We start from the raw sequence: 13,189 nt of genomic DNA, 5'->3' as shown, positions 1-13,189 counted from the left end.
AATAGCGACTCTTGTTCTGGTGTGGGGTAAAATCGAAACGAATAGGCTTTTTCCATGTCTCACATTTTAGCATATATTTGGTAAATGCGCTAGTATTTAACGGTAAAGCCGTCGTAGAACGACGGGGTTTCAGACCCAAAATTTTCGATGACTGAGCAAGATACTGACTGGATAGGTTTGATGATCGGCAATTCTCGGCTACATTGGGGGTATTTTCGCGGTCAAACCCTGTTAGCTTGTCTCGATACTCCCCACCTGAGGGAACCCTTAAGTAATGAATTTTTGCAACAAATTTTCCCTAAACTCTTGACAAATAAATGTGAATGTGCATTGATTGTCGCCTCCGTGGTTCCTAGCCAAAGAGAATTATGGGTAAATTATGGCAATTTACGGATAATTACTTTAAAAAATATTCCTTTACTGGATTTATATCCAACATTCGGCATCGATCGAGCTTTAGCTGTATTGGGTGCGGGAAAAAAATACGGATTTCCCTGTTTAGTAATCGATGCGGGAACAGCCTTAACTTTTACGGGAGTGGATAGGGATAAAAAGCTAGTGGGGGGGGCAATTTTACCCGGGTTCAAGGTGCAATTAGCCAGTTTAAGGGAACGGACGGCAGCCTTACCAGAGGTGTCCTTACCGGAAAGATTACCCCAGATGTGGGCAAAAGAAACAGCAGAAGGGATAAGAAGTGGGATAATTTATACAATTTTGGCGGGAATAGAAAAATTCAGTCAGGAATGGTTAAATTTATATCCAGAGAGCGGGATAATTTTAACAGGGGGAGATGGGGACTTAATTAGGGATTACTGGCAAGAAAACGCCATTAAATCACCCCTAGTGGATAGGACGATAATTTTTGAGGGAATTGCCGCAGTTAAGGGAATCCCCTACTATTTAATTGACAAAGGGGAACCTATCTAGTAGAGTCGGGGAAAGTTTTCTCAACTGGGGAAATTTCTCAGCAACTAGGCACAAAATTCAGGATATAGTTATGGCGATCGTTCTAGTAACCGGTTCTGCTGGTTTAATTGGTTCCGAATCAGTAAGATTTTTTTGTGATCGGGGTTATACCGTCGTTGGTATTGATAATAATATGCGTCAGGTATTTTTTGGCGAAGACGCTTCAACGGAGTGGAATCGAGCCAAATTATCCCAAGATTACGGGGATAAATACATTCACCACGCTGTAGATATTCGCGATCATGAAGCTATTGCAGCTATATTTAAAACCTATAGTCATGATATATCCTTAATTATCCACACGGCGGCGCAACCTTCCCACGATTGGGCAGCTAAGGATCCCTATATGGATTTTAGTGTCAATGCTAACGGAACTTTAGTATTATTAGAAAATACTCGTCAACAATGTCCCCAAGCAGTATTTATTTTCTGTTCCACCAATAAAGTTTACGGGGATAGACCGAATGAATTGCCTTTAGTAGAAAAAGAATTACGTTGGGAAATCTCGGAAAATCATCCTTATTTTGCTCAAGGTATTGACGAGTTGATGAGTATTGATGCTTGTAAACATTCTTTGTTTGGTGCCTCGAAAGTGGCGGCGGATGTATTAGTACAGGAATACGGTCGTTATTTTGAGATGAAAACTGCCTCTTTTCGCGGCGGTTGTTTAACCGGTCCAAGTCATTCGGGAACCCAATTACACGGGTTTTTATCCTACTTAATGAAATGTACGATGATCGGCAAAGAATACAGTATTTATGGGTATAAGGGTAAGCAGGTACGCGATAATATTCATAGTTACGATCTCGTCAATGCTTTCTATCATTTTTATCAGGACCCGCGAGTAGCAGAAGTTTATAATATCGGTGGTAGTCGCTTTAGCAATTGTTCTATGTTAGAAGCTATTCAAGAATGTGAAGCGATTGCGGATAAAAAGTTAAACTGGCAGTATGTAGAGACTAATCGTATTGGTGATCATATCTGGTGGATTTCTGATGTGAGTAAGTTTAAAAATCATTATCCTGATTGGCAGTTAACCTACACAGTAACAGATATTCTCAAAGAGATTTTTAGTCAAAACGTTAGCCGTTGGACTTAGGGTAAATCAAGAATTATTCTGGTCAATTTTTATCTGCTAGTTTTCCCTCGTTACAAAAGTGATTTTTAGACAAATATACTGCTAGTAATTGAGGGAATCTGTCAATTATTTAACCAGAGGAGATTAATGATGTTATTAATAGAGCAATATTGACCTAGAAAAACTAAACCAGATCATGTTTTAAGAGACTATTATGTTAACTAAAATCTACAACAATAAAATTTTCCGATTTCTCATTGCTGGGGGAGTGGCATTTCTAATCAACTTATTCTTAATTTATTGGTTCATTGATGACTTGGGATTTAATACACCATTTCTGAAGAATGTTGCTAATGTCATTTCGATAGAAATATCTTTAATTGCTAGTTTCTTTATCTATAGAATCTGGGTGTGGACTGGGGGAGATTGGACAATTAGAGATGTGATTTTGATACAACTTCCTCTCTATCATCTCTCGGCAGGTTTAGCAGTTTTACTGCGAGTTTTTTTGATATTTCCCTTCTTAAACTGGTTAGGAATTAGCCCCGGAGTTAACACAATGATTGGGGTTTTACTGGGAGCTAGTATTAATTATGTTGCCAGTGATAGCCTAATTTTTAAACCCAAGAATAAGACTAATGAGACAGAAATGTACTATCCCGAAGGATTAGCACCAGCTTTCGAGATGGACGGTTACTCTCACCCACGTCAATCAAGGGATAACTATGCAGTAAAAACCCTATCAATAATTATCCCTGCTTACAACGAAGAAGATTGCATCGAAAGCACCACTAACTTAATATCTGAACGTTTAAAAGAGGATAGAATTGATTATGAAATCCTAGTTGTTAATGACAATAGCAAAGATAACACCGAAGCAGTTCTGCAAAAAATCAACCAAGAAAATCCTCGGATTCGCTACGTCAATAACTATTATCCCAACGGGTTTGGTTTTGCGGTGCGCTGTGGATTAGAAAATTTTAGCGGTGATGCAGTGGCAGTAGTAATGGCAGATAATTCCGACTCTCCCGATAACATGGTGGACTATTATTATAAACTGCAAGAGGGCTACGATTGCGTTTTTGGTTCTCGTTTTATCAAAGGAGGAAAAGTTATTGATTATCCCATTCACAAGTTATTCATTAATCGTTTGGCTAATCTATTCATTCAAGTTTTATTTGGGCTAAAATTTAATGATACCACTAACGCCTTTAAAATCTATCGTAAGGAGGTTATCGAAGGAATCTCACCTCTACTGTCTCACCATTTTAACTTAACAGTAGAGATGCCCTTAAAAGCAATCGTGCGAGGATATTCCTACACGACAATTCCCATCACTTGGCGCAATCGTACCACGGGGATTTCCAAGTTAAAAATCAAGGAAATGGGCAGTCGTTATTTATTTATAGTTCTCTCTATCTGGTTAGAAAAACACCTTTCTAGAGGCGACTATAAGCGCAAACCTGTCCAAAAAATCAGACAAAAGTAAACAATAAATATCAGAGGTTAAAACCATGTTAGACGAGCAAGTAACCCGACAAATGGAATACTTAAAGAGACTTTACGAAAGTCGCTTTAATCCTCAAGAAAGAAAAGCAAAATTAGCTCTTTGGAAAGTTTTGGTTAATAATTTTTTACAAAATCATGTTACTGTCAATGATACAGTTTTAGACATTGGTGGAGGTTACTGTGAATTTATTAACCAAATTCGTTCTAAAAATAAATACTTAATCGATCTTAATCCTGATGCAAAAGTTTTTGCTAATCCTGATGTAACAGTATTGAATCTCAATATTCTCAGTATTAATGAGCAGCAAAAACTTGATATCATATTTGATAAAATTTTTATCTCCAACTTTTTCGAGCATTTAAATAGCGCGGAAGAATTAATCGAAGTTTTGGGATTTTGTTATGACATTTTAACACCGGGCGGATCACTTCTAGTGATTCAACCTAATTTTAAGTATTCTTATAAAGAATACTATGATTTTATCGATCATAAACTACCTATAACTCACCTTTCTTTAAAGGAGTTATTGGAAACAATTGGTTTTAGGATCGATACTTTAATTCCTCGTTTTCTACCATTTTCTACGAAAGGAAGACCCGCTTCACCCACCTTACTCAAAATTTATTTAAAATTTCCTATTTTCTGGAATTTCTTGGGTGGGCAGCTATTTGTCAAAGCCACCAAACCTAGATAATTACTGACAATACAGTGATTCAAAGTAAACTATAAATACTAATCAAGATTGTACAATTATGACTAGGCAAGTGTTAATTACTGGTGGTACGGGTTTTGTGGGCAGTTCTTTAGGTTTGGGATTAGCCCAACTCTATCCCGACTGGAAAATTATCGCTTTAGATAACTTAAAACGTCGCGGTTCTGAATTAAATATTCCCCGTCTCAAACAAGCGGGAATTGAATTTGTTCATGGAGATGTCAGAAATGCGGAAGACTTAGAAGCATCCGCTTTGCCAGTGGATTTAATCCTAGAATGTTCGGCAGAACCTTCCGTTTTAGCTGGTTATACTTCCCCTGGCTATGTTTTGCAAACCAACTTAATTGGAACGATTAACTGTTTAGAATTAGCTAGACAAACCCAAGCAGATTTTATTTTTCTCTCCACCAGCAGAGTTTATCCCATTGCCTATCTTAATCAATTAAACTATACAGAAACAGATACTCGTTTTCAGTTATCTGAACAGCAAGATTTACCCGGAGTTTCTGCTTTTGGTATCAGTGAACAATTTCCCTTAGATTTACCCCGTTCTCTCTACGGTTCCACTAAGTTAGCATCGGAATTGATTATTAATGAATATGGGGATGCCTACGGATTAAGAACTTTAATTAATCGCTGTGGAGTTTTAACCGGTCCTTGGCAGATGGGAAAAGTTGATCAGGGAGTTTTTGCCCTTTGGGTGGCTAATCATTACTTTCAGAAGTCCTTAAAATATATCGGTTATGGGGGTACGGGGAAACAGGTTAGAGATTTTCTTCATGTAGCTGATTTACTCGATTTAATCGATATTCAGATTGCTAATTTAGCACAATTCAAAGGGCAGACTTTTAATGTGGGGGGTGGGCAAGATTTTTCCTTGTCCCTTTATGAAACTACAAAACTATGTCAAGAAATCACGGGCAATAGTATAATGATTAAGGCAGTTCCCGAAAACCGCACTGGAGATATGCCAATTTTTATCACTGATTCTCGCAAAATCAGTTCTATAACTGGATGGCAACCCCAGCGAGACGGTAGAAAATTAATCCAAGATATTTTTGATTGGATTCACACCTATGAAAAGGAATTAAAAGGTATTTTTTAACTGAACAATTATGCAGAAAAAATCTATCAAATCACCTGTAGTCGTCAAGGGAATACTAATTATCATTACCGCCTACTTTTTTCTGGCAAATTTGCCTATTATTGATTGGTTAAACATTGGTTTAGATTATTCTTGGGCTTTTGCCATTAGTGATGCTGCTCATAAACAGTTAATTTTTGGTAAAGATATTATCTTCACCTACGGACCCCTAGGCTATCTGATTCATGGCACATCTTTAAATCACAACTTTTCCCAAATTATCTATTTTCGCTGGTTGATACACCTTTGTCTATTAGCGGTGGTTATTCTCAGATTATTATTTATTAAGGACTATAGCAATCAAATAGTTTTTGTGCTGTCAATTATTTTTGCTACCCTAGTAGGAAATCCCTACAACAGTATCGGCTTTACTGCTGATTATCAGATGATATTTATCCTCCTGATACTCATGTCTTTTGATAACTTTTTTCAAAAGTACATCAATTATTTGGCTATAGCTATTGGGATCATCACCGGGTTCTCTATACTCACCAAACTAACTTTAGGAATTTATCTAGCAGGCAGCCTGTTTATCTACATATTTGTTAATATTGTTCGGGGATATTTTCAAAAGTCAGCATCGATAGTTATAAAAAATGTTCTCGCTGGTATCAACTTAACTTTAAGCATTCCTTCTATTGCCTTTATTTTTCTCTATCCAGCTGCCTCTAACCGAGCCTTTATTCACATTATAGTTAATCTTTGCATTGCTGGAGGAGTGGCTTTAACTCTCTGGTTTATTGTCAGAGCTGCCCGACTATCGGCACCCCCCTTATTAAGAGAGGCAAGGGGGATCAAGGGCAGCATCTATCTTCTATTTAATCAGAACCACTTACCTAACTTCTTACCTCTGTTGGTATTTTATGGGCTTTATGGGTTACTTCTCCTCCAAACAATTAATCTAAATAATTTTCCCTCTCTCCTGGGATATTTGAGCAATTCTTGGCAAATTTCTTCTGGTTATTCCAGTGGGATGAGTATTGTAGGAAATTACCCGCAGTTACTAATTGCCTTGCTCTGCTTTGCCTTAAGTTTGCTTTTAATGTCTCTGGCAATTATAGACCAAAAACCTAGTCTCGCTATTGCCTATATTTCCCCTATATTTTTATCATTTAAGCATGGATTTGTTAGGCAAGATGCTCACGTTGTTGTTTTTACACTTGTGGTTATTCTCTTAGCTTCTCTCTATACAACAATTATTAAAAAATCTCGGTTGAAGAAAATTGCCTATTGTGCTTGGGGAATAATTTTTTTGGGATGTATTATTATCACCTCTAGTCCTAATTCAACCATACTGGAAAATGCTCGCCAGTGGAGTAATTTCAGTCCCGATAGAGTGGTTAATAATATCGGGGTTGTCATTTCCTCTATGCTTAATCCCACAGAATTAAAAATGCGAGGTGAAAGGAGTACAACTAAAAATTTACAAGTCATTGCTGCCGCTACCAAAATACCCGATTCTGTGCTGGAAAAAGTGCAAGGCAAAACTATTGATATAATTCCCTGGGAATTTTCACTTATTCCGGGCAATCAGCTTAATTGGAAACCGAGGCCGATTATTCAATCCTATTCTGCTTATACAGAAAAACTGGATGAACTAAATTATCAAAGCTTATCTCAGTCTCCCAGAGATTATCTGATTTATCACTTTCAAGCTATTGATGGCAGACATCCTTTTTTTGATGAACCTAAAGCCTTTTCCTATGTGGTTTGTAATTATCAACTTGACTCGGTAAATTCCCCCTTCCAAATCCCCGCAATCAAAACCAACTTTTATCTTCTAGAAAAACAAAAAGTCAGTCGTTGCAGTCCAACTTCTCTAGGAGAGACCACTAATATTACTTGGGATCAAGTCTATGAATTACCTACTCGTAATAGTGGGATTACTCGTGTTCAAGTTAAATTTGAATATTCTTGGTTGGGTAAAATAATCAAAAAAATATTTAGAATCCCTCCCGTGATAATTAACGTTAATTATCTCGATGGAACTCAAGCCAATTTTCGCTTTCTTCAAGACAATTCAGCTAATGGAGTTATACTTAGTCACCTACCAAGAAATGATCAGGAATTAATGGCATTTTTTCAAGGAAAATTACCACCACAAGTCAAATCTTTTAGCTTTTCTGTCAGTAATCCTCTGCTATTCTCCCCAGAAATAAAAGTAACGCCTTTTTGGGAAGTTGACACTGGTTCATAATCTTTCTTGAACCTTGAAAAGCGGTTAATATCTCTGGAAAATGGAGAATAGGGAACTCGAATCCCTGACCTCTGCGGTGCGATCGCAGCGCTCTACCAACTGAGCTAATTCCCCATATATAGACCATAATAGCATTTTTGAGCAGAAAATACTAGGAACTGGCAAGGGAGCGAGGGGCAAAAAATCGAGCGGCTTCTCTCTGGAAAACTTTAAAATGGAAAAAGTAATCTTGAGGATGATAATTAATGGCGATACTACGCTTAGAGAATGGGACAACCTATACCCAGTTAGCCGATATTAGTCTGGAATTGGCCAAATTAAATGTCACTTTAAACTATTGGCCGATCGAAAACGAAGCCACCCGTCAGCTACTTAAACAAGCTTCTCTCACTGATGAAGAAAAAGAAATAGTTTTAACCAGCTTAGACGGTTATTTTAAGCAACTAAAGCAAGAAGCGGGTTATCAAGCTAGAGATTTAATCGTTTTGCACCCTGAAATTCCCAATCTCGACACTTTACTGGCAAAGTTCGAGCGCTGTCACACCCACGCCGACGATGAGGTGCGTTATATCATTGATGGAGAAGGGGTTTTTGGCTTTGTCTTTGCCGATGGTTCTCAGGGGGAATTAACTATTCAACCTCAAGAATATATCAATGTTCCCGCCCAGAGCGAACACTGGTTTCACCTCACTGCCAGTAAACGAGTTAAAGCAGTGCGTTACTTCACCAGTACCGCCGGATGGGTTCCCGAATATACGGAAACTGTCATTCGTTTTCCTAGTTTAACAGCCCTGTAGCCTTTGGTTTCAGGCGAGCGCTCTCCCCATAAGACAGATGAGTTTTGCAGGGATGGCAACGCCGGCAGCAACAATCTGTTAAGCGGCAAATCTGTCCTGTTGAAAAATCTCCCGTCTAGTGCCTAGCTTGACGGGAGATTGTCTCAATTCGGGGGATTGGCCTGATAGATTTAGTCTAAGCCTAATTGATTGCCCCGTTTGTACTGTAAATAGGCGGCAACGAACAAACCCGCTAGGGTAATGGGAATTAAGCCTAGGGTAATCCCTAGCACTAAAGGTTCAATCACGTCTGTACTCCTTGGATTAGCAATTTTTCACCCGTATTTTATCCTAGCAGGGGTCGCCCGCGAAAGATAGGGCGATCGCACATACTTCTTAAGTGGGGTGTGGGGTGTATTTTCAGTGAACAGTGAACAGTAATCAGTAATCAGTGAACTGAAAACTCATATCTGATAACTGATTCAAGACTGTCTCCTGTCTCGGAGTCTCCCGACTCCCCAAAAGGAAAACTTCCTATCTCACCATTAAGATAACTGCTGTACTCTAGGAGCGACCGAGAAAAAATTTTCTCAATGTGCCTTTACCCCAATAGCGATCGATTTCTTGCCAGAGATTGTGGAGAAAAAAAACCACTGCTAGACAGAGAGTAACCGCAAGGATTTGAGAGAAACTTTCCCTTTGCCAAAATTTGGCCATTGCCTCCGAAATCACCCGCGTTCCCCGATAAGCTTCCAGAAAACCCTCGATCGAGCCGAGAATCAGTGCTGCTAGGGTATAAACAAAGGTTCGATACAGAACACTAACGTAACGGGGTCGATTTTCTAACCATTCTAGCTTCATGGCTGCGTCGAGAATTGCCACGGTTTTTGCGGCAATGATCGCTCCTAAGATCGCTTTACCCAAAACGTAGGTAGTAATCGAATACTCTTCCAGAAATAATTTCATGATCAGAAGAATATAACCGAAAGCCAAGAAAAAAAACAGGGCAAGAGAACCGATTTTTTTCAATTCCTTTTTAATTGCTTCCATTGATTTTTTTTGATATTTTCTGCCAAGATAGCGGCTGCGTACCATAACTATAAGCTATAGTGAATTATTTGTTGCAGCTATTCTCTGATCTCCACCAGCAAGTTTGATCGCCGATAACTGAACTGATGCTTGAAACTAATTACGGCTTGATTGTCGATAAAATGAGGATTACCGAGGGGATCGATGGCACTGAAAGCGTCAAAATAACGGCGTGCTAGGGGCGGAAAATCGCTAAAATCGAAGATTGTGTCACCTTTGGCCACATCTGCCCAAAAATTTCGTAATTTCGGGGCTAATTCCTCCGCTAGACTCACGGGAAGATTGAGGGGATGGCAGGTTAACAAACGCATCATAAAAGGATAAGAGCGATCGCCTAACCATTGCCGAGAAATAGCGGGTAAATTCTCCCATCCCGGTATATTTTGCAGATGAAAGGATTCTATGGCTAATTCTCCTGTGTTTTCGCAATATTCTAGCACCCGGTAGGGATGGGGATAACTGACGAGGGAACCGGTGGTAATTTCATAGATACCTCTAGTAAAAGCCAGATCTTGCACGTGGAGATGGCCAGTAATCAACAATTTTACGCCGTTTTCCTGTAGTATATCGAGCAGTTCTACCGCATTAGCCAACATATAGCGTTTACCTAATTCATGATTGCTTTGTCCGGGTAAATGCTCGATAACGTTATGATGGATCATCACCATCACTAGATCGTTTTTTAGCGCGGGTAAAGTCTGTTTTAACCAATGCAATTGTTCTGCATCTAAACTGCCAATTTGTTTACCTTGGTCATCAAATTGATTGGAATTAAGACCGATTAATTGCACTCCGGGTAAAATTTCTTTTTGGTAGTATATTTGTTCGGGATGGCTGTAACCAAATTGTTGATAATAAAAGGGAAAATCTGCTAAACCGATCTGGTTTTCTGTTGCGGTTAAACTCAAAACATCATGATTACCCGGCACCACATAGACGGGGAAGGGTAAAGTAGCTAAACAATCGGCTAACCAACGATGATTTTCTGGTTCACCATCTTGGGTTAAATCGCCAGCAATCAGCAGAAAATCGAGGTTAAGGGTGATGAGATGGTCTAAAACAATTTTTAAAGCAGGAATACTCACTTCCACCAGATGAAAGCGATTAGAATGGTTCAAAATGGTTGTGGGTAAAGCGATATGAGGATCGCTGAGAATGGCGAAACGGAAATTCATCGCATTAAATTGGGCTAAATATCGGTAAACTAGATCGATCGAGGAGAAATAGAGGAGAAAATATCTTTGGCTAAAGTTCGCGTTCGTCAGCACGTCAATCCCTTAAGTCATAAATATCGCCATCCGATCGCTCCCCCCGATTGGAATCAAGTTTATCAGGATATGACGCAACCTCTCCATCTTGACATTGGTTGTGCGCGGGGTAAATTTTTGTTACAAATGGCCCAAGTAGAGCCAGAAATTAATTTTTTGGGCATTGAAATTCGTCAACCTTTGGTAATTGAAGCCAATCAGGAACGGGAAAGGTTAGGATTAAGTAATCTCGCTTTTGTTTTTGGCAATATGAATGTTGCCCCAGAAATTTTACTGCAATCTTTGCCCGCAGATAAGTTATTTTGGGTGTCGATTCAATTTCCCGATCCTTGGTTTAAACAGCGTCACAGCAAGCGTCGGGTTGTGCAGCCAGAATTAGTCATAGCTTTGGCTAAGTATATGGTAGCTGGGGGCTGGGTTTTTTTACAGTCGGATGTGGAATCGATCGCCCTGGAAATGACCGAGAGATTTCAAGCACATCCCAATTTTGTTCGGCAACATCAAACCCCCTGGTTAGAGGAAAATATTTTCCCCGTACCGACGGAGAGGGAAAAGTCCACTTATAATAAGGGTCAACCGGTTTATCGCTCGCTTTTTCGAGTTCGGTAGCTTCAGCTAAAATATCTTGGCACTGTTGCAAATCATGGTTAGAAATCTCGACTCACCCCTAATACTTGAGGATAATAATCGCCCCCCTGTCTCTCAATTGCTAGAATTTCTCTTAACAAAAGAAAAAAACACTAAAAAAACTAAAGAAAATCTGACTTTTGAGGCTTTAGTCGGTACTTGGCGATTATACTTTATCACGGGAACTCAAAAAGCTAAAAAGAGAGCGGGAATTGTTTTGGGTAAGGGTCGCTATCTACCGTCCTGGTTAAAAATTACCATCTCTTACCAAAGAAATGAGAGTTTAGAACCGGGAGAATTTATCTCTGGAAGCGTCAGCAATCAGATAGTTTTAGGGGCAGTAAAGCTATCTGTAAGCGGTCCAGTTAAGTTTTTTCCTAAAACCCGTCTTCTCGCCTTTGATTTTACCCGGCTCAACCTAACCCTATTTAATCGCTCTCTCTATTCAGGTTTTATTAGAAATGGGCAGGTAAGTGAAGCGAATTTTTATCAGGAAAGTATCAAAAAACAGGCATTTTTTGCCTATTTTCTGATCACAGAAACAATGATGGCAGCCCGGGGACGAGGGGGAGGATTAGCCCTTTGGGTAAAAGAGATAAGTGAGACAAAACTAGCTGAAAAATAAGTTATTAGAGGAGAAATAGATGGGATATTCTATCGAGGTAGATGGGACAAATTTTGACAGTGAAGTGATTGAGAAATCCTATCTAAATACAGTGATTTTAGACTTTTATGCTCTGTGGTGTGGACCCTGTAAATTGGTAAAACCAATGCTAGAAAAACTGGCAAGCGAATATAATTTTATCCTTGCCAAAATAGATATAGATAAAAATCCCGAATTAGCCGAACAATACGATGTAGAAGGAGTTCCCGATGTGCGAATTGTCAGCAAGGGAGAAGTGTTACCCTGTTTTGTCGGTGCTTTGCCAGAAGAACAAATTAGAGACTTATTTTCCCGTCTCGATTTAAAATCGGAATTAGAAACAGGATTAGCAGAAATAAAAGAAGCGATCGCTCTCGATAATTTGCCCGCAGCTAAACAATTATTTGATCGTCTTTTCCCTAAATATCCCAACGAACCGCGATTAATTATTCTGGCGGTAAAATTTCTCATGCGTCTAGAAAAATGGTCAGATGCCTACCGATTAATCAGTGCTATTAAAGAAGAAAATCCCGTGATCAAAGGTTGGAAAACTCTCCTAGAATTTCAACAGTTAAAACCAGAAAATAATCCCCTCGATCCGATATTTTTTACTGGGATTAATTCCGCATTAAAAGAAGATTATGCCGCCGCTTTAGAGCAACTGATCGGTCTGGTGGGAAAAAGTAGAAAATATCGTCAGGATGGGGCAAGAAAAGCCATGTTAGCCATATTTCAGATTTTGGGATTTAGTCATCCCCTCACCCAAGAATACCAAGCAAAGTTAACATTTCTGCTCTACTAGGTAGGGTTTACTAAAAAAGTTTGTTGGTGGGGTTAAGAGTCGGGTGCATCTCACATTTGCGGAAATACCGACAATCAGCAATGATCAGTGACTCTTAAATTAGTACAAAAATATGAACAATCGCGTGTAAGCATCTCACAGTTAACCTAATGCGCGGGGGGTTTGGGGGCGGCGCCACGCCCCCAACGGGTAGGGCTGTTTCATTTAAATTAAGTACAGCGGATTTTGAGTCAATAAATTTGACTGAAGATTCTCAAGTTTATCTTTCTCTAACCAAAAGAGTTAGTCACAATAACTAATCTTTAATCCTCTGCCAATATTTATTATGAATAAATTGATAAAGCTTGTTCCCAAGCCACTAAAAGCCTATCTCTCTT

At 39.1% G+C, this 13,189-nt stretch carries 14 protein-coding genes and 1 tRNA gene; 10 read left to right on the top strand and 5 right to left on the bottom strand.

The features are described from left to right. Nucleotides 1–56, bottom strand: a 56-nt coding sequence (locus IM322_RS23325) for a helix-turn-helix domain-containing protein (protein ID WP_072024880.1), incomplete at its 3' end; no start/stop codon positions are given. A gap of 91 nt (nt 57–147) precedes the next feature. Here IM322_RS23325 and IM322_RS11680 point away from each other — a divergent pair. From IM322_RS11680 to IM322_RS11655, 6 genes are all read left to right on the top strand, one after another. Next, nucleotides 148–927 carry a pantothenate kinase gene (locus IM322_RS11680; protein ID WP_287675718.1) on the top strand — a complete coding sequence of 260 codons (780 nt, stop codon included), beginning with the start codon at nt 148–150 and terminating at the stop codon, nt 925–927. 70 nt (nt 928–997) lie between these two features. Continuing rightward, entirely contained in the window at nt 998–2,065 is a 1,068-nt protein-coding gene (locus tag IM322_RS11675; RefSeq protein ID WP_287675719.1) for an NAD-dependent epimerase/dehydratase family protein, read from the top strand. Between the two features lie 193 nt (nt 2,066–2,258). Then, nucleotides 2,259–3,533: a glycosyltransferase gene (locus tag IM322_RS11670; protein WP_287675720.1), complete on the top strand. Its 1,275-nt coding sequence runs from the start codon at nt 2,259–2,261 to the stop codon at nt 3,531–3,533. A 25-nt stretch (nt 3,534–3,558) separates the two neighbouring features. Next, nucleotides 3,559–4,248, top strand: coding sequence for a class I SAM-dependent methyltransferase (locus tag IM322_RS11665; RefSeq protein ID WP_287675721.1), 690 nt, complete (start codon nt 3,559–3,561; stop codon nt 4,246–4,248). 58 nt (nt 4,249–4,306) lie between these two features. Next, nucleotides 4,307–5,371 (top strand): NAD-dependent epimerase/dehydratase family protein, encoded by a 1,065-nt coding sequence (locus IM322_RS11660; protein ID WP_287675722.1) that lies wholly within the window; start codon nt 4,307–4,309, stop codon nt 5,369–5,371. A gap of 10 nt (nt 5,372–5,381) precedes the next feature. Further along, on the top strand, nt 5,382–7,607 hold the full coding sequence (locus IM322_RS11655) for a hypothetical protein (RefSeq protein WP_287675723.1): 2,226 nt from the start codon (nt 5,382–5,384) through the stop codon (nt 7,605–7,607). A gap of 41 nt (nt 7,608–7,648) precedes the next feature. Here the strand turns inward: IM322_RS11655 and IM322_RS11650 are convergent. Further along, a tRNA-Ala gene (locus IM322_RS11650) sits at nt 7,649–7,721 on the bottom strand. 131 nt (nt 7,722–7,852) lie between these two features. Between IM322_RS11650 and IM322_RS11645 the strand changes: the two genes are divergently transcribed. After that, nucleotides 7,853–8,404 (top strand): 1,2-dihydroxy-3-keto-5-methylthiopentene dioxygenase, encoded by a 552-nt coding sequence (locus IM322_RS11645; protein ID WP_286825886.1) that lies wholly within the window; start codon nt 7,853–7,855, stop codon nt 8,402–8,404. Nucleotides 8,405–8,574: 170 nt separating this feature from the next. Here the strand turns inward: IM322_RS11645 and petG are convergent, their stop codons facing one another. The 3 genes from petG to IM322_RS11630 form a co-directional block, all read right to left on the bottom strand. Then, a complete protein-coding gene (gene petG, locus IM322_RS11640) occupies nt 8,575–8,691 on the bottom strand; it encodes a cytochrome b6-f complex subunit V (RefSeq protein ID WP_286825887.1) in 117 nt (38 codons plus the stop codon). 256 nt (nt 8,692–8,947) lie between these two features. Then, nucleotides 8,948–9,433: a hypothetical protein gene (locus tag IM322_RS11635; RefSeq protein WP_287077857.1), complete on the bottom strand. Its 486-nt coding sequence runs from the start codon at nt 9,431–9,433 to the stop codon at nt 8,948–8,950. A gap of 77 nt (nt 9,434–9,510) precedes the next feature. Then, nucleotides 9,511–10,647, bottom strand: coding sequence for a metallophosphoesterase family protein (locus IM322_RS11630; protein ID WP_287675726.1), 1,137 nt, complete (start codon nt 10,645–10,647; stop codon nt 9,511–9,513). A 66-nt stretch (nt 10,648–10,713) separates the two neighbouring features. On the opposite strand from IM322_RS11630, the gene trmB reads away from it, so the two are divergent. The 3 genes from trmB to IM322_RS11615 are packed head-to-tail and all read left to right on the top strand — an operon-like array spanning nt 10,714 to nt 12,812. Continuing rightward, entirely contained in the window at nt 10,714–11,349 is a 636-nt protein-coding gene (gene trmB / locus IM322_RS11625; RefSeq protein WP_286825890.1) for a tRNA (guanosine(46)-N7)-methyltransferase TrmB, read from the top strand. A 34-nt stretch (nt 11,350–11,383) separates the two neighbouring features. Next, nucleotides 11,384–11,992, top strand: coding sequence for a hypothetical protein (locus tag IM322_RS11620; RefSeq protein ID WP_287675724.1), 609 nt, complete (start codon nt 11,384–11,386; stop codon nt 11,990–11,992). 19 nt (nt 11,993–12,011) lie between these two features. Next, a complete protein-coding gene (locus IM322_RS11615; protein ID WP_287675725.1) occupies nt 12,012–12,812 on the top strand; it encodes a tetratricopeptide repeat protein in 801 nt (266 codons plus the stop codon). The last annotated feature ends 377 nt before the right edge of the window (nt 12,813–13,189 follow it).

Source organism: Microcystis sp. M109S1 (assembly GCF_020247025.1).
Lineage (GTDB): Bacteria > Cyanobacteriota > Cyanobacteriia > Cyanobacteriales > Microcystaceae > Microcystis.
The sequence above is the reverse complement of the archived record's forward strand: the minus strand, read 5'-3'. Positions and strand labels throughout refer to the sequence as shown.

Coding starts and splice junctions, on each gene's coding strand:
- IM322_RS11635 (WP_287077857.1), bottom strand. CDS start 9,433: ATGGAAGCAATTAAAAAGGAATTGAAAAAAATCGGTTCTCTTGCCCTG.
- IM322_RS11655 (WP_287675723.1), top strand. CDS start 5,382: ATGCAGAAAAAATCTATCAAATCACCTGTAGTCGTCAAGGGAATACTA.
- IM322_RS11675 (WP_287675719.1), top strand. CDS start 998: ATGGCGATCGTTCTAGTAACCGGTTCTGCTGGTTTAATTGGTTCCGAA.
- IM322_RS11645 (WP_286825886.1), top strand. CDS start 7,853: ATGGCGATACTACGCTTAGAGAATGGGACAACCTATACCCAGTTAGCC.
- IM322_RS11630 (WP_287675726.1), bottom strand. CDS start 10,647: ATGAATTTCCGTTTCGCCATTCTCAGCGATCCTCATATCGCTTTACCC.
- IM322_RS11670 (WP_287675720.1), top strand. CDS start 2,259: ATGTTAACTAAAATCTACAACAATAAAATTTTCCGATTTCTCATTGCT.
- IM322_RS11660 (WP_287675722.1), top strand. CDS start 4,307: ATGACTAGGCAAGTGTTAATTACTGGTGGTACGGGTTTTGTGGGCAGT.
- IM322_RS11680 (WP_287675718.1), top strand. CDS start 148: ATGACTGAGCAAGATACTGACTGGATAGGTTTGATGATCGGCAATTCT.
- IM322_RS11665 (WP_287675721.1), top strand. CDS start 3,559: ATGTTAGACGAGCAAGTAACCCGACAAATGGAATACTTAAAGAGACTT.
- IM322_RS11615 (WP_287675725.1), top strand. CDS start 12,012: ATGGGATATTCTATCGAGGTAGATGGGACAAATTTTGACAGTGAAGTG.
- IM322_RS11620 (WP_287675724.1), top strand. CDS start 11,384: ATGGTTAGAAATCTCGACTCACCCCTAATACTTGAGGATAATAATCGC.